Source organism: Eilatimonas milleporae (assembly GCF_003688555.1).
Taxonomy (GTDB): Bacteria; Pseudomonadota; Alphaproteobacteria; order Sphingomonadales; family Kordiimonadaceae; genus Eilatimonas; species Eilatimonas milleporae.
Genome location: NZ_REFR01000009.1, coordinates 324014 through 340876, shown reverse-complemented (window position 1 = coordinate 340876; position 16863 = coordinate 324014). Strand labels below are relative to the sequence as shown.

Annotated in this window: 12 protein-coding genes; 4 read left to right on the top strand and 8 right to left on the bottom strand. The window is 62.5% G+C overall.

Annotated elements, in window-relative coordinates:
* Window positions 1-42 precede the first annotated feature (42 nt).
* The 4 genes from BXY39_RS02360 to BXY39_RS02345 all read right to left on the bottom strand — a co-directional run bounded on the left by BXY39_RS02360 (window position 43) and on the right by BXY39_RS02345 (window position 5807).
* Window positions 43-885, bottom strand: a complete 843-nt coding sequence (locus BXY39_RS02360) for an SDR family oxidoreductase (protein WP_121937222.1) — start codon at window positions 883-885, stop codon at window positions 43-45.
* Window positions 886-900: 15 nt separating this feature from the next.
* Entirely contained in the window at window positions 901-1869 is a 969-nt protein-coding gene (locus BXY39_RS02355) for a calcium/sodium antiporter (RefSeq protein ID WP_121937221.1), read from the bottom strand.
* A gap of 251 nt (window positions 1870-2120) precedes the next feature.
* A complete protein-coding gene (locus BXY39_RS02350) occupies window positions 2121-3056 on the bottom strand; it encodes a 2-hydroxyacid dehydrogenase (protein ID WP_121937220.1) in 936 nt (311 codons plus the stop codon).
* Between the two features lie 15 nt (window positions 3057-3071).
* Window positions 3072-5807: a M14 metallopeptidase family protein gene (locus BXY39_RS02345; protein ID WP_211332039.1), complete on the bottom strand. Its 2736-nt coding sequence runs from the start codon at window positions 5805-5807 to the stop codon at window positions 3072-3074.
* A gap of 292 nt (window positions 5808-6099) precedes the next feature.
* Here BXY39_RS02345 and rpmF point away from each other — a divergent pair, with 292 nt between their 5' ends.
* Window positions 6100-6285, top strand: a complete 186-nt coding sequence (rpmF, locus tag BXY39_RS02340) for a 50S ribosomal protein L32 (RefSeq protein ID WP_121937219.1) — start codon at window positions 6100-6102, stop codon at window positions 6283-6285.
* Window positions 6286-6426: 141 nt separating this feature from the next.
* Window positions 6427-7212 carry a M48 family metallopeptidase gene (locus tag BXY39_RS02335; RefSeq protein WP_170163564.1) on the top strand — a complete coding sequence of 262 codons (786 nt, stop codon included), beginning with the start codon at window positions 6427-6429 and terminating at the stop codon, window positions 7210-7212.
* A 169-nt stretch (window positions 7213-7381) separates the two neighbouring features.
* Here the strand turns inward: BXY39_RS02335 and BXY39_RS02330 are convergent, their stop codons facing one another.
* Together BXY39_RS02330 and BXY39_RS02325 are read right to left on the bottom strand one after the other, a co-directional pair.
* A complete protein-coding gene (locus tag BXY39_RS02330; RefSeq protein WP_121937217.1) occupies window positions 7382-10084 on the bottom strand; it encodes a TonB-dependent receptor in 2703 nt (900 codons plus the stop codon).
* Window positions 10085-10409: 325 nt separating this feature from the next.
* Entirely contained in the window at window positions 10410-12206 is a 1797-nt protein-coding gene (locus BXY39_RS02325; RefSeq protein WP_121937216.1) for a phosphodiester glycosidase family protein, read from the bottom strand.
* Window positions 12207-12410: 204 nt separating this feature from the next.
* On the opposite strand from BXY39_RS02325, the gene BXY39_RS02320 reads away from it, so the two are divergent.
* Window positions 12411-13529 carry an ROK family transcriptional regulator gene (locus BXY39_RS02320; RefSeq protein WP_147453441.1) on the top strand — a complete coding sequence of 373 codons (1119 nt, stop codon included), beginning with the start codon at window positions 12411-12413 and terminating at the stop codon, window positions 13527-13529.
* On the opposite strand, the gene BXY39_RS02315 is transcribed toward BXY39_RS02320, so the two are convergent.
* Both BXY39_RS02315 and BXY39_RS02310 read right to left on the bottom strand, forming a co-directional pair.
* Window positions 13453-15294, bottom strand: coding sequence for a sodium:solute symporter family transporter (locus tag BXY39_RS02315; RefSeq protein WP_121937214.1), 1842 nt, complete (start codon window positions 15292-15294; stop codon window positions 13453-13455). The genes BXY39_RS02320 and BXY39_RS02315 overlap by 77 nt on opposite strands.
* A 201-nt stretch (window positions 15295-15495) precedes the next feature.
* On the bottom strand, window positions 15496-15945 hold the full coding sequence (locus BXY39_RS02310) for a winged helix-turn-helix transcriptional regulator (RefSeq protein ID WP_121937213.1): 450 nt from the start codon (window positions 15943-15945) through the stop codon (window positions 15496-15498).
* A gap of 181 nt (window positions 15946-16126) precedes the next feature.
* On the opposite strand from BXY39_RS02310, the gene BXY39_RS02305 reads away from it, so the two are divergent.
* Window positions 16127-16861, top strand: coding sequence for an SDR family oxidoreductase (locus BXY39_RS02305; protein ID WP_121937212.1), 735 nt, complete (start codon window positions 16127-16129; stop codon window positions 16859-16861).
* Window positions 16862-16863 lie beyond the last annotated feature (2 nt).

Here is a 16863-nt window from a genome sequence, read left to right as displayed (position 1 = left end):
GCTGTCTTTCCTCAAAAGGCCGCTCTCAAAGCGGGGTGCGCATCATGCGCCGACAAAATCCGGCGTCTGCCATGACAGGTGCTGGCCGCCGTCCAGCGCGATCATCTGTCCCGTCAGGGACGGCGTTTCAATCAGAAAACACACCGTTCGGGCAATTTCGTCAAGGCTTGGACCATGCCCGAGCGGCACATTTGCCGCCTCGCGGGCAAAAAGAGCCGCGTCCTGATGCACATTCTGCAATGTCGGCCCGGGCCCGATACCATTGACCCGAATACGCGGGGCCAGGGCCTGTGCAAGGGTCCGCGTCAATGTCCATAAGGCCGCCTTGGATGCCGTATAGCTCACATAGGTGGGGTTCAGCCGCCAGACCCGCTGATCGATCAGATTGATGACATTGCCGTCCATATTATCCGGCAGCTGCGCGGCCATGGCCTGTGTCAGCAGGGCGGGCGCCAACGCATTGACCGCCATATGGCGTTGGAATCCGCCGGCAGTCAGCGCCCCCACATGATCGTCTTCGAAAAGGGAGGCATTGTTGACCAGCAGGCTGACCGGGCGGGCCAGAGCGTTGGCGGCTTGTGCCACAAGGCCGGGGACAGTGTCCGGACCGACCGGGTCGGCAGGCGCACCTGCCGCTTCAGGGGTCGCTGACAGGTCCGCTGTCAGACAGACGGCCTGTCCGCCACGGTCGGTGATGTCCGCCACCAGGGCATCGCCCGCGTCGCGGGACCGGTTGACGTGGACGGCCACAGCCCATCCCCGGTCCGCCAGCATTTCGGCGATATGGCGGCCGATACGCTGTCCCGCCCCGGTGACGAGTGCCGCTCCTGCCGGTTCCGGATGGGTGGCCCGCGACCCGCCTGTATGATTATGGGTGCTGCCCATGGTGTTCTTTCCCGTCTAGCCGAGGGCAGGTTGCGTCGCCCCGGTGTCGGCAAGATACAGAATGTATGCGCCGTACAGTGTAATGAAAACGGCGCCGGTCTTCCGGCCCACCTTTTTGCGCATGCGGTAAAAGGGGACCAGCATCAGCGATGTTCCCAGCATGATCCAAAGATCGACCCGGGTGAACCCCGCGGGCACGGGCAGATCGCCTACAAGCGAAGACACGCCGACAATGCCCAGAATGTTGAAAATGTTGGAGCCGACCACATTTCCGACCGCCACATCGCCGTGGCCCTTCCACGAGGCGGCGACCGCCGTGGCCAATTCCGGCAGACTGGTGCCAAGGGCCACCAGCGTCAGACCGATCACTGCCTCCGACACGCCGAAGGCGGTGGCGATATCGACCGAGCCGCCGACCAGAAGATCGGCGCCCACCGCCAGCCCCACCAGGCCGCCCAGAAGCAGCAGCGTGGCCATTGGGACGCTGTCAGGCTTGGTCGCGCCGCCGTCGAATTCCTGCAAGGGGTCGACCGCCTCGGGCCGTGTACGGGCCCGTAGAGCCGAATATCCGAGAAAACAGCCAAGCAGTGCGACAAAGACCGCGCCGGCGTGCCACGTGATGGTGCCGGTCATCGCCACGGCGATCATCAGCACGCTGGCCGCCAGCATGATGGCGATGTTCCGCCCCAACCGGGGAACGGAACAGCTGATGGGCAGGATCAGGGCCGGGGTGCCAATGACCAGAAGAATATTGGCGATATTGGAGCCGACCACATTGCCGAGAGCCAGGGTCGGTGCATCCGCCAGTACGGCTTTGACCCCCACCACCAGTTCCGGTGCCGAGGTACCGAAAGCCACGATGGTCAATCCGATGACAAGAGTCGGTATGCCCAGCCGCCGGGCCAGAGACACGGAGCCCCGTACAAGAATATCCCCCGCAATGATCAAAAGGACCAGACCGGTGACAACGGACAAATAGGCCATATGGAAAAGGGTCCTCTACAATATCCGGGCATGTCTGCGCGGGATTTGTCCGCACCACCGCATCCTGTGCCGATAGGGTATTGGCGGGGCTGCAGGGTTCGCGCTTATATAGGGGCGGCCATGGCGAAAGAAAAGTCGAAAGGCCCGGCCTTTTGCCGTATCGGGATGTTTCGTGGTCCGCGCATTTCGGATCGTCTGTCCCCCGGCCGCCCCGCGTTTGCCACCGGTATCGCCTGAATATCCGGCTGCCTTCAATAGCCGCGGCTGCGGTCCAGGCCGGTTTCCGCCGGCTCGCCCCGTTCCAGCCGCGCGATCTGTTCGGTGATGAAGCGCGCGGCCGTGTCCGGCCGGGTAATGGCGGCCACGTGGGGCGTGATGGTCAGGTTGGGACAGTCCCAGGCCGGATGGTCGGCGGGCAGGGGTTCCGGGTCCGTCACATCCAGTGTGGCACCCGCCAACCGCCCCCCGGCAAGCGCGGCCGTCAAGGCGTCCAGGTCGATCAGTCCGCCGCGTCCGGCATTGACGACCGAGGCGCCCGTCGGCAGGAGGCTGAGGCGCTCTGCGTTCAACAGATGGTGGGTTGCCGCCGTTTCGGGCAGCAATGCCACGAGGATGTCGGTTGTTGACAGGAAGGACGGCAAATCCTCCAGCCCCGTATAATGGGTAACGCCGGGTGTGTCCTTGGGCGTGCGCGACCAGGCGGCGAGGCGGTAGCCGAAGGGGGCAAGGGCATCTGCCACGGTCCGGCCCAGATGACCGTAGCCCATGATGCCGACCTGAACGCTTGCCGCCGGTCTGGAAAAAAGCCGGGCCCACTTGCGGGTCCTTTGCTGTGCAGCGAATTGAGGCATTTGCCTGTGGTGGTGCAGAACGGCCCAGGTGACATATTCACGCATGCCTTCCTGCAACCCGCTGTCGCCCATGCGTATGATGGGCAGATCCGCGGGCAGACTGTCATCGCGTGTCAGATGATCGACCCCGGCTCCCATGGAAAAAACCGCCCGGATGTTGGGGAAGCGGGCAATCAGACCGGGTTCCGGCTCCCATACCAGGGCATAGGCCGGGCCGTCGTCCGCCGTGCCCCAGTCGGGATAGGCGTGAAAGCGGATACCGGGGTCCTCGGCGCACAGGGCATCGCGCCAGGGTGTGTCGGGATAGTCCCGCAGGTAAAACAGGATGCGCGTCATGATCCTGCCCCCTGTCTATCGAACGGGACGGGCATGGGCGGCACCGCGGAATACCGCATTCGCCAGAATGACGTTCAACCCGTCCAGATAGGCGCGGACCGTCGGATCCTGGGTAAAGCCGATGACATAGCCGCGACCTGCGGATTCCACCAGGGCAAAGGGTTTGTAGGCCATCTGCTCACGGTTTTCCTGCCAGATATAGCCGCTGGCCAACAGGTCGTCCGCACCGGCAAACCAGGCCACGGTGCGTGCCTTGTCCATGGCGACGGGCGCATAGATGTCGCGTCCGCGTGCCAGCACGCTCAAGGTCGGGGCGACGCCAGCGCCCAGCCAGTGGTCGCCGTCCACATTGGCATGTACCAGCACGCCGGGCAGGCTGTCGGGCAGTTCGGTCGCAGGGGTCAGCAGGGCCCTCATGTCATCCCTGCTGTTGATGATGGTGGCGGCCACCCGGCTTTTTTCGTCGCCCGATGTGCCCGCAGCCTCGTCGCCACGCGGCTGGTTTTCGCGGGCCGTCGACAGCAGTTTGATTTTTTCGTGGGTCAGATAGCGCAGGGCCGTATGAGTGCCGACCAGCACCCCGCCACGCCGAACCCAGTCCTTCAGCGTTGCGGCACCCGTTTCGCCCAATGTGTCCATGTAGGACCCGCCGAACCCTTCTCCCGGCAGGATCAGCACATGATACCGCGTCAGGTCGGCGGTTTTCAGGGCGTCCGTCCGTATAGCGGTGACGGGGTACCCGATTTGCCGCTCCAGTACGAAACGGGTATTGCCGGCAGCATAGGACGATGTGGGGTCATCCCAGGCCATCGCGACCCTGATGCGGGGGACCGTGCGGACGGCGCGGCTGCCGAAATCCTTGCCGCTGTCAACCCAGCTGGATGACACGCCGACAATCTCGGCGCCGGTCTCGGCGGCCAGTGCCGTCAGTGTGGCGCCAAGGTCCGCCGCATTGTCCGCCACATCGAAAATCAGTGTGCCGGCCGGCCAGACACGGCCCTGATGGTTGAACCCTTCATCGTGGGTTTTCACCGTCAGTTCCGCGCGCAGGGCCGCGGCCAGCAGGCGGCCCGCCGCCATATCGCCCCAGGGGCTGAGAAAGGCGACGCTGGCTTCGGGATTGCTGAGGGTGCCGGTGGCGATACGGTCCATGGTCACAGGGACCAGTCCGGTGGTGACCGGCCGTCCGCAGGTCTCCATGTCCACATTGAACATGACAGGCAGGGACCAGCCGGTGACATCGTAAATGTCATGGGGCAGGTCGCGCGCACGCCGGGCTTCCTGAATACGGACGAAATCCGCCTCCATATCGATCTGCCGGTCCAGCAGGGTGCGGATCATGCGTTTGCGCGGCTGGGCGGTGTCGATGACATGTGTCCCGGCGGGATAAGACTGTCCGCAGGCCCGGAATTCCGCCTCCGCCCGGCTGATTTCGATCCCCTGTTCGGCCAGTATGCCCATCAGTTTGCGCGTGCCGGCCCGGTCGCGGGTACCGGGAAAGAGATAGGTCCGCTGTGTGCGGTCGTTTCTGCCTTCCTCGATCGCGGTCACCTGAAAGTCGTAAAAATCGTCCAGCAGCTTCTGCCGGTTGGTGGCCGTCGTCTCGATTGTGGCGAGCGAGGCGACGAAATGCTGTCGCACCGTGGATCGGTAGTCGAATTCGCTGCCGTCGTTCCGGCGGAAAAGCAGCCCGCGCGAGGACGCCTGTTCGTATGTCATGGAAATGGCGCCGTAATAGGCCGGCCAGCTGGCACCGTAGCCGGGATAGAAGGCATCGAAGATATCGCGGGTGAAATAGTCAAAGCCGAAGCGGTCGAACCATTTGGCATTGGTGCGCCCGAACAGGAACAGGCTGTCGCGCTGATTTTGCGCCAGATGGGGATTGTAGGGAACCGCCTCGGGGGCGAAATAGTAGGTGCTGTTGCCGCCCATTTCATGCAGGTCGACGAAGACCTGCGGATACCAGTCCTGCAGGGCGGCGACATGGCCCCGGGTTTCGGGCTGGGTCAGAATGATCCAGTCCCGGTTCATATCGAACAGATAGTGATTGGTGCGCCCATTCGGCCAGGGTTCATTGTGTTCGGCCGACAGGGGGTCGCTGTCGGGTTCCAGCCCCAGTGTTGTCTCAAACCGGTGGATGAAGCGGTCGCGCCCGTCCGGATTCTGAAGCGGGTTGATGATGACGACGGTGTTGTCCAGCATGCCGGCCACGCGGTCATCTCCGCGTGCCGCCAGCAGGTGATAGGCCGTCTGCATTGCCGCGTCCGATGGTGAAATCTCGTTCCCGTGGACGCTGTAAGCCAGCCAGACGATGGCCGGCAGGTCGCCGGTCAGGGTACGGGCGCGTGCCGCGTCGGTCACGCGTGGGTCCGCCAAAGCCTTCATCCCCGCCCTGATATCGTCCAGCCGTGCCATATTGGCCGGCGATGTGATGGCGGCATAAATCAGCTCGCGGCCTTCCCACGTCTTCCCGTAGGAAAACAGCTTCACCCGGTCAGGGGCATAGGCCTCCAACGCGCGGAAATAAGCGACAATTTGTGCATGCCACGAGATTTTGGTCCCGGTTTCATGGCCGACGACCTGTTCCAGCGTCGGCACCGCCGGATCATAATCGGCCTCCGGCCACCAGATGAAAGGGGTCTCCGCCGCGTTTGCCAGGGGTGACAGGATCAGGAACAGACCCGTCAAAAGGGCTGTGCCCATGGTGCGCGTGAACGCTTTACGGATCAAGCCGATGGAATATATGCGCATGATGATCATCCCCCCTTTGTCAACTGACGGTAGGCATGCCATAGCGGTTTTTGGCCGGTCAGGGAAGGCCGCACCGGTCCGGAACGCGGGCTGGCCCGGCATATGCCGCTGCGGTAAATTGCCGTGATGGCAGGCGCGGTGTATCTTTGCCTTGATTTTCCCGCGGCCTGACCTTATGTTTCGCGCCTCGAATCAGGGAGGCTGTATTTTGTGCAGGCTCCGACAAATGTCCGGACCGGCGTTGACGCCGTGATGATAAGGATCCGGACAAGAAGGATTGAAGGATAGTCAAATGGCAGTACCCAAGCGGAAAGTCACGCGGTCCCGCCGCAACATGCGCCGGTCGCACGATGCACTGCAGTCCGTGAATTATCAGGAAGACAGCCACACCGGCGAATACAAGCTGCGCCACCATGTGGACCTGAAAACCGGTATGTACCGTGGCCGTCAGGTGGTTGAGCCCAAGGGCGATTACTGACGTCCTGCCGCCTGTCGCGGCTGATTGATATTGAAACCGGCGTCCCGCTTTCGGGGCGCCGGTTTTTTGTTTAGGCTGTGGTTTGTCATTCGCTCCGATATGGCCGGAGCAGGGGCGCGGGACATACAGGGAGACGACGCAATGATGATGGTGAAACGCTTTGCTCTTGTCGGGATCATGGCGTGGCTGGCAGCGGCCTGCGTGACCACGAATGAAGTGACGGGGCGTTCGCAGTTCATCACCATTCCCCCGGCGCAGGATGATGCCCTGGGGCTGGAGGCGATGAATCAGGTCAAGTCGGAAGCACCCGTGCGCACCACCGGCCCGGACGCACGGCGGGTACAACGCATTGGTGCCCGCATCGCCGCCATATCCGACCGGCCCGATTTCAACTGGGAATTCGTCGTCATCGACGAGCCGGTACTGAATGCCTGGGCATTGCCGGGGGGCAAGGTGGCCATCTACAAGAAAATGGTCGACACCTTCCCCGAGGACGACATGCTGGCCGCCGTCATCGGACATGAAATCGCCCATGCGGTGCTGCGGCACGGGGCCGAGCAGGTCAGCCGGGGCCAGTTGACCAATACGGTTCTGGCCGCCGCCGGTCTCGCGGTGGGTGCCGCCACCGGGGACGGCCAGTCGACCCAGTTGGCCATGACGCTCGGCACGCTGGCGGCACAGGGTTTTGTCATGTTGCCGCATGGCCGTGCGATGGAACTGGAAGCCGATCATGTCGGTACGATATACATGGCCAAGGCCGGTTACGATCCGCGCCGTGCCGTTGATCTCTGGCGGCGTATGCAGACCATGAAGGACGGCAATGGCGGCCCGCCCGCCTTTTTGTCCACCCATCCGACGGATGACAAACGCATTGCCCGCCTGGAAGCCAACATGCCCGATTATCTGGCCGTTTATGCCCCCAGATGAATAACCCGCCGGATAAGGCCCGGATGTAACACCCAATAGGTGGCTCCGACCCGGTCGTCCCCTGAGTGGCGGGCTCCTTTCTTGCTGTGTAAACGGCTAAAAAATGGAGGGGCGCGCACAGGCTGCGCCCCCCTCCTGCGGGCTGCGGGAAATGTAAAGTGCCTGCCCCTTAAAATGTGTAGCGCAGTCCAAACAGGAAACGCCGGTCCAGTTCGGCGACGCCGTAGGGCAGGAAGCGGTCGGTGGACTGGTTGACGAACTGTTCCCTGGTCAGATTGAGGGCCTGAAGCTGAACGATCAGCCGGTCGGTGATCCGATAGCTGGCGCTGAGGTCCAACTGACCGAAGGCATCCGTGAAGCGCGGCACACCGAAATCGTCGGCGAACTGGGCCAGATAGCGGTCGCGCCAGGCATAGGCCAGACGGGCGTCCAGCCGGCCGTCATCATAATACAGAACGGCGTTGAAGCTGTTCTCTGACAGGCCGGGCAGTCCCTGGCTGCGCACATCGTCTTCCGCCGCGAAATCGGCGCTGCTGTCCGTGAAGGTGTAATTGACGATCCCGCCGAAATTGGCCAGGGCCCCAGGCAGAAAGGTAAAGCGTGCCTGCGCCGCGATCTCAAGGCCGGTGATCTCCGCGGCGACGCCGTTGACCGGTTGTGTGAACAGGATCGGTCCGGTCACCAGCACGCCGTCGGCCTGACGCGGGAAGGTCCGGTCCTCGGTGAAGGTTTCCGTATCGATGAAGCCGTCGATATCCTTGTAGAAGACCGTGGCCGCGAGCAATCCTTCCTCGGCGAAGTACCATTCCAGTCCGATATCGAAATTGTCGGCGGTGAACGGGTCCAGTTCGGGGTTGCCGCGCGTACCGGTGCCGCCGCCTTCGTCAATGCCGGCCACCGTTTCCGACGGCGCCAGCTGGTCCAGGCTGGGCCGGGTCAGGGTCTTGTTGTAGGCGGCACGGAAGACCAGTTCATCCGTCAGGTCATAGCGCAGATTGGCGCTGGGCAGATATTCGGTATAGCTTTTGGAGACGGAAATCGGCGTAATCTGTTCCGTCGACTGAAAGATATTGGCCACCGTATTGCCGTTTGATGTCTGGTCGGTGTGAACAAGGCGCAGGCCCACATCAAGGGCGGCCCGTTCCAGGTCGAAATTGGCCTGGACATAGGCGTTGAAGGTTTCCTCGCTGATGCTGTAGGACTGCTGCGCGCCGAAGCCCGGCAGCGGCCGGATGAAGGTACCGTCCACCGCCTGACCGCCCGGATAGAAAACGTCGCGTACCAGATCGGGATTGACGGACAGGATCTGCGTCGGGACGTTCGGGTCGTTGCCACGGACACGATAATCCACCAGTTCAGAGACCGCGGCCAATGACGGCGGGACCGTGATGTCGGTACCGGCGGTGCGCTGCAGACGTTCCTGTGTCAGGATCCGGTCTTTTTCCCTGTCGGCGTAACGGATGCCGAACTGGACGCTTCTCAGCGTGCCGTCGGTGAAGGTGTGTTCGAGGTCAAGCTTGGTGTTCAGTTCCGTATCCTTGTCGTTGGACGGCCGCAGGATAAAGACATTGAACAGGAAATTTTCCGGACTGCCGCCGAAATCCGTGACATCGGAGCCGAAGTCGACAAAGTCGCCGCGAATGTCATAATTGACCGTGCCGATGTCGAAGACACCGTTTTCGGCATAGCGGAAGGAATAGAGATCGAAAATCCGGTCCGCCTCGCGGCTGGAATAGCCGATGAAGGGGGAAATGCGCCAATTGGCTGTCGGCGTCCAGTCGGCACGCCCGACAATCTGGAAAAGTTCCTCGTCGGTCTCCAGATAGTTGGTGCCGACGCGTTTCTGAATGCCGGTAAAGGTGCCCGACGTGATGACACCGTCCTGGATCGTGACGTTGCTGGGCACCCCCGCGCCGCTTTCGATCGGCATATCGTCCCGGGTGATGATGCGTTCGCTGTCCAGCGTGCCATACAGGCCGTCGACCGTTATCTCGAATGTGTCGGTGGGGCGCCACTGAAGGCCCAGTGTGGCGCCGACCGTCTGCCGGTCTTCATCGAAATGATAAAGGCGCGTGCCGTTCGGATTGAAGGCGGCGCGGACGTCATCCTGCGCCGGCTCGCCGGTGTTGGCGCGGGCGAAGGGACGGAAGCTGCCGCCTTCCGCCGTATCGGAGCGAAAGCGCACATCCGAGAAGGAGACCGACGCCGAAATGCCGAATGTGTCGTTCCAGTTGTTGCTGATCAGCAGGGCACCGCGCGGGTCGACCTGTTCGCTGATCTCGCTGTAATTGCCAAGACCAAGGGCCGACAGCCTGAAACCGTCGGAGTCCAGGGCTTTCGGCGTTTCCAGTTCAACCACGCCGGCAAGGCCGCCTTCCTCCTGACTGGCATTGTTTGATTTGAGAACTTTGGCGTTCGAGAACAGTTCCGAGGCCAGAATTTCAAAATTGAAGCCCCGGCTGCCGGTGCTGTTGCCGAAACGTCCGCCGGTGCCGTTGGACGTACCGGACATGCCGTTGATTTCAACCCGTGTGAATTCCGGTCCCAGGCCGCGCAGATTGATGGCCTGACCATCGCCGACAGCGTTACGGTCCAGTGTGACGCCGGGAATACGTTGCAGGGACTCGGACAGGTTCAGATCAGGAAACTTGCCGATGTCCTCGGCGTTGATGGCATCGGCAAAGCCTGTCTCATTGCGTTTCTGCGATAGCGATTCAAGAATGCTGGCCCTTACACCGGTGACGACGATTTCGTCCACGGTATCCGTATCGTTCGTGCCGTCCTGGCCCTTGGCCGGCATCGCGGCAAAGACAAGTGCCGATGCCCCGGCGTACAAAGCGGATCGCCGGACCGCTCTCATATTCATGTTCATATGACTGCCCTTTGGCTGTAATGCCCACTATCCCCCCGCGCCTTTCGCCGCAATGGGACAGCCTGCCCATGGTGGCGGATACTGGATTTAAAGTGGATTACCAATTAAATCACGGCGCGTGATTAATTGGTAATCAATGAATGCTACAGCTTCGTGACGGATTCATAGAATTTCGGCGACAGTCTTTCCTGACATGCGGAACCCTTTAAAATCACAGGTGAAAAGCGCCTGTGCCCAGTGAAACGAGGAGGTTCGGGACAGGGACATGCTGGGTGTGGACAGAGATCAGAAGCAGGGCTGTGGCCTGGGGGTCAAGAAGCGGGTATCAGCGGGGCAGCAGCAGCAGAGCCTCGCCCACGGGGCGTTCGCCGTCGCTGTCGGAGGGGCGTGTCACCAGTGTATCGCCAATCACCATGGCCGTTGATCCGCCGCCATCCAGATTGATCGCGTCTACAGCGCCGAGGGCTTTCATCATGCCGCGTATTTCGGGGATCGTGGCGCCGACACTGTGCCCGGGCTGGCGGCCATCCACCGTCACCAGAAGCAGTCGTCCGTCGCGGGTTATGCCGGCTGCCGTGCGCGGTGTCCGGATATTGAACCAGCGATGGACGAGCATTGCCCGTTCAGCCGGCATGTCCGCATCCATATGCCAGCCTTCGATACCTTCATGGTGGACGCGCATGCCATTCTTCAGAAGCAACGGCCCGCCGCCGACGGCATAAAGGCTGCCCGCGCCACGATTTGCGGGGGCGGTCCACAGGTCTGGGAATATATCGCCGAGGAGGGCGTCGGTGTTGATGACCGCGCGATCGTTGGCGGCGGCCAGCGCGCGTACTTCCGCAGCGTGGCGGCCTGTGGCGATAACCAGCAGTTCACCGGGGGCGGGGGGCGCTGCCGGGGCCAGCCGTCCATCGGCGCCGATCAGCAGGCGGTGGTCCTGACCGTTGGGAACGTCAAAACCGGCATCGTGGGTCAGCACAATGATCTCGTCATCGTCGCGGCAGGTTTTGTCGTGGGCCGGCATGCGGCCCTCCCGGTCGCCCCTGTTTCCACAGTTCCGTATGATGCCGGGATGGCGGTTGATGCCGTCTATGGGGCTTTCGCGCCCGTCTCCCCAGTGCAGAACCGGTTCCGCCGATGCCACGGCGATGGCGGCCTGCAGCCGGGGGGTGTTGCGGATGCCCAGGGCCGGCCGGTTGGCCGTGGCCTCGCTGAGGACACGGCTGTCAACGATGGACAGTCCCGCGGGCTCGCCGATGACGCCATCCTCTTCGGATGTGACGAAAAATCCCCCGTTCACAGCCGCCAGTGCCCGCCGGTCCGCCGCGATCGCGGTGACAGGGGCGGGGCCTGCCACCGTTTTTCCGGCAAGGGCACTGACAAGGCGGCCCCGGAAATGCCGCGGGTCTACCTCCAGCACATTCACCACCCAGGGACCCATGGCATGATGAGGGGTCAATGCCGTATGGATGGCACTGAAACCGCAGCCCGCGAGGGGGGCGCGGGCAATGGCGGCCAGGGCCACGTCCCGCGTTTCAAAGGTGCCGGCATAGACGATGCCATAGGAGCGGCCGGGATCGCCGGGGGTCAGGAAACGGCGGATATCCGTGGCCGGAAAGTGGCCGGGTACACAGGCCAGCGCCGTTCTTTCATCCGTGGCCGTGTGCAGCACGGGCGATGCGGCGGCCCAGGCATGCGTACAATTCTCATGTGTGTAATCCGGGTCTTTTCCCGATGCCCCGTTAGTATGCGGTCGGCGTACAATTCTGTGATGTCTCAGGCCCGGGGCCAGGGTTTCGGTGGTTCGTGTTTCCAAGAGCGTCGGCAGCCCCAGCGGGAGATTGAAAACCGGTGCCGGTGTGCCGGACGTGTGTGTGTCATCGGCATGAGCCGGCAGTGATGCGGCCCAGACCGTGACGCTAAAGACCGCTGCGGCCTGAAACATGACAGCCCGGACTGCCGCAGCGGTGTTCGCCGTCAGAATGACGATATCCCGAAGCGCGGCCCGACAGGCCGCTGCCCTGTATGACGCCGTCCGGCAACGGTCCGACAGGCATGGCAAAGGGCCGTTTGCCGCAGGAAGGGTTTTGTCTCGCCCCAGAATGCCCATCAGTGTCCGCATGCCCTGAAACCCCAAGTCACAAAAGGCGGATGGCCGCTGCCGACCAATTAAATCTTGTTAAGGGAATTAAACTGTTAAATTGCGATTGTAAATCACATTGCGGAGTTTAATATGAATTTCCACGCAGCGGCATGCATTTGAGGGGGTGGTTCGTGCCGGGCGATCTGTGCCACTTGCCGTATCGGCCAGTTTGTGGATTGTATTTTGGAACCTTTGTCGAAAACAGCATTTTTACCCAGCCATGTGGCGGTCATGCGGGAAATCCACCGGGCCGGAACGGCCAGCCGTGTGGACCTGGCCAGGGCAACGGGTCTGTCGACGCAGTCCCTGACCCGGATCACCAAGGATCTTCTCGACCGTGGATATGTGGTTGAGGGCGAACGCCGCTTTGGCGGGCGGGGACAGCCGGCCATCCTGCTGTCGATTGCGCCGGGACGTTTTATTTCTTTCGGTCTTGTGTTCGAACATGACCGGATCACCTGTATTGCCATGGAAATGGGTGGAGAGGAAATTTTTCGCCTGCGCCGTCGCGGCCGGTTCAACGCGGCCGGCGACGCGGTGGCGGCGGCGGCGAAAATGCTGTCCGATGCCATCCCTCAGGTTCCGGACGAATCCGTTGTGCTGGGTTTGGGGATTTCCGTGTCCGGTTTTTTCTTCGACGGCGGGGCGGCCCGCGTCGTCTCGCGTAACGATCCCGAAGGGTGGCGGGCGACGGATCTGCGACAGGTGTTTGAAGATGAATTCAACATGTCGGTCACGGTGGAGAATGATGGGTCCGTCGCAGCGGTCGGACAGGCGCTGAGTGGCGTCGCCACCGGTCTGGACGATTTTTTTCTGGTCCTGATGACAAAGGGTGTCGGTGGCGGTTTCGTGCATGACGGCCGCCTGGTGCGCGGCCGACTGGGCAATGCGGGAGAACTGGCCGCCCTGATGCCGGTGGACGCGGCCGCCATACGCCCGTCGGAGGAAAGCCTGGATGCGTTTTTGAAGGCGCGCTGGGGCGCGTCGCCGACGGCGGCACAGATAGACGCGGCGTTAAGGGCCGGCGATACCGCCATTGACGACTGGCTGGAACAGGCAACGGCTGTTCTGGAGCCCGCGCTCAGCGCCGTCACCGCGCTTCTCGACCCCGGAGCCATTGTCTTTGCCGGGCGTCTGCCCGTTTCCATCCGGGAGGCACTGGCCCGCCGGGTCGTCATCACGGGGCCAAGCTTCGCCGGCATCGATGCGCCGGTACCCGACATCCTTATCGATCCGAAGACCGACTGTCTTGCGGTGGGGGCGGCATCGTTGCCGGTGCTGTCCTTTCTGCGTCAGGCCTGAACGGCTTGACGGCCACATCCCGAAAGTCGAGGGCCTTCACAAGGGCAGTGCGCCGCAGGACCAGAATGCCGGCGCAGGCCGCGAGCGCGGCCAGGGACCACGCCAGACGTCCCGTATCGCCGGACAGCAGGGCCGCGACGACGGTGATCGATGCATAGACCAGCCCCACGGACAACAACCAGTAGAGAACCGTCTGCCCAAGGCCGGAGGGCGGATTTTCGTCAGTGTCGCGCAGACGGTTCCAGCCGGGGCCTGCCACCTGTGTCCGCCGGTAAAAATTCCGGCAGGCCGTATCCGGGCCCGTTCGGGTGTTCAACCATGAAACCGACGCCGCGACGGTTCCGCCGACAACCATGTTGACCAGAATGCCGAGGCCGAATTCGGTGGCATTCGACAGGTCGATCATGAAGACGATGACGTTGCCGGCCACGATACCGCTGACAAGGGCGCTGATTTCCCCCCAGATGGACAGCCGCCACCAGTACCACCGGGCAATGGCGGCAAAGGCCGTGCCGGCCTGCAGGATCATCACATATTGATAAATGCCGAGGATGCTGGTGACGGCGCCGCTGCTTGCGATCCAGAAGGCGCTGGCGGCCAGCAGCAGGACGGTGGCTGTTTCAATCCGGCGTTCGCCGCGCGGGCCGGGCCGATAGCCGAATATCTGGCAACAGTCATTGACCACATAGGAGGCGCCCCAGTTAAGACGGCTGTCGATGGTGCTCATGAAGCCGGCCCAAAGTGCCGCCGCCATCAGGCCCTTGCCGCCTGTCGGCATGAACCGGTCGGCCATCAGCGCATAGGCTGCCTCGGGTTTGGTCAGACCGGGAAAATAGATCAGGGCCAGTGCGCCGATAATGAACCATGGCCATGCCCTGATGATGAAATGCAGGGCGGTGAAGCAGAACACGGTCAGCGTCGCATCGCTTTCCGATCTGGCCGACACCAGGCGTTGTACGAACAGCCCATTGCCGGGGGCGATATGCCACCATCCGAAAGCGATGAGCAGCAGAACGGACGCATCGGCCGCCGGAAACAGGTTGAACAGATCCGCCCGTCCGGGCACGGCCGCCAGCGCCTTGCTGAGCGAGCCGAAATCGTCGCCGGCGGCCTGCATGGCAAACACCGCCAGCAGGATGCTGGCCAGGATCGCCGCCGTGAACTGCATGATATCGGTCCGGATCACCGCGCGGAAACCCGATGTCAGCGTATAGCCCGCGGTGATGGCGATCAGGCCGAATGTGGCCATATCGACCGGCGACACGCCGACAGGGCCCGCCTGTATCAGCGGGGCGGAGGACAGTCCCATGAACCGTTCGATGAGGAGGGCGGCGGCGAACATGACGGAGGCCAGAACAAGGATATTGATCAGCACGCCCTCCGTCACGGCTTTGGCCAGTCGGAATGCCTGTGTCGGCGGTCTCTCGCCATAGCGCAGGAGCAGGATTTCCACCTCTGTCAAAACGCCGGAGCGTCGCCAGTAGCGGGCAAAGAAGAAGGGCGTTGCCAGCACGCCGGGGGCGCTGGCCAGCCAGAACCAGTTGGCGGACAGACCGCCCGCATAGAGTGCTCCGGACACCAGGAGGGGCGTGTCCGTCGACAGGGATGTCGCCGCGAGCGATCCGCCCAGAAGATACCAGGGCATGGTGCGGCCCGCCGCGAAACGCTGTGCCGGATCGCGGCTGCCGGGGCGCGGCACGCCAAAGGCCGCCGCCGACAGCAGCACCAGCAGAAAAACGGCCAGTGTCCAGTCCAGAAGGGTCATGGGACGGATTTATCATCATGTCGGCCGGAGTGTTGCAAGCCCGGTGCGGCGGGTCCGGGAAAAATAAGGCAATATGCACCCGACCTGGACTTGACGCGGGATGCGTTTTCAACGCGCGCCTTGCTTGCCGTGCCGCCGGGCCCCCTGACCGGGGGCATACGCCGTGGTGTCCGGGGAGCGCAGTCCTCATATTGTCAACGATCAATAGCCCTGACCGGGGGCATACGCCGTGGTGTCCGGGGAGAGGGGGTGGCCTTTTTCGGACAATACAGTGACGGGCCGGACAGGCATGCCGCTGTCCTTATCCACCACGCACACCGGTTCATGCCCCGCGCCGTAAATCCAGGTATCGCCCCACTGCATCATCGCGATCATCACTGGGAACAGGGCGCGGCCCTTTTCCGTCAGGCTGTAGGTGTGGCGCTCAATGCCGGGCCGTGTCGGCGTTCTGTCCAGGATATCATGCGCGACAAGATGGGCCAGACGGTCCGCCAGCACATTGCGGGCCACACCGAGATTGCGCTGAAAACCGGAAAAGGTCGTCACGCCGACAAAGGCATCGCGGATGATCAGCATGGTCCATTTGTCGCCGATGATTTCCAGCGTCTGGGCCACGCTGCACTTGAATTTCGTCAGGGATGTCCGTGTCATTGAACCACGCTATGCCACATGTCCTTGTCAGACAACCGGTCTGCCCGGCGATGGGGGGCGGAGTATGCAAATCCGCATCCCGTTGTAAAAATAGTTGCATTAAAAAACCAAATCAATAATGGTTTTCCTGGACAACCAAAAGGGGCAGACGTGACCCGCGCCGGTTATGGGGAGAACGGGGATGACATCCAAAGGGGCCTGTGTGGTCATCGGGGCCGGTGACGATACCGGCGGCGCCATTGCCAGGGCTTTCGCGCTGGAGGGATATACGGCCTGTATCGTCCGTCGGCCGCGCCACACGGAAGCGCTGGAAGCGCTGGCGTCTCGGATTCGCGATGATGGGGGAGCTGCTGTGGCCATGCCGGCCGACGCGCGGGATGAGGATGCCGTGACCGCCCTGTTCGACAGGGCCGAGCGGGAGGCGGGGCCGGTCGAAGTCGCCGTTTTCAATATCGGCGCCAATGTCCGCTTTCCGATTACCGAAATGACGGCGCGCGTGTACCGCAAGGTCTGGGAAATGGCATGCTTTTCAGGCTTTCTCATGGGGCGTGAGGCCGCGCGCGTGATGCTGCCTCGGGGGCGCGGGTCGATATTTTTCACCGGTGCGACGGCCAGCATGCGCGGTGGGCCGGGATATTCGGCCTTTGCCGGGGCGAAACACGGGCTGCGCGCCCTGGCACAGTCCATGGCGCGCGAGTTGGGGCCGAAAAATATTCATGTGGCCCATGTGGTGGTTGATGGTGCCATCGATTCCACCTTCGTCCGTGAAAATCTGCCGGACGTGGAGACTGCCCGTGCCGATGACGCCATTCTGTCGCCGGACGAGATCGCGCGGAATTATGTATGGCTGCACAAACAGCAGCGCAGCGCCTGGACGCATGAACTGGATCTGAGACCCTGGAAAGAAAGCTGGTAGGG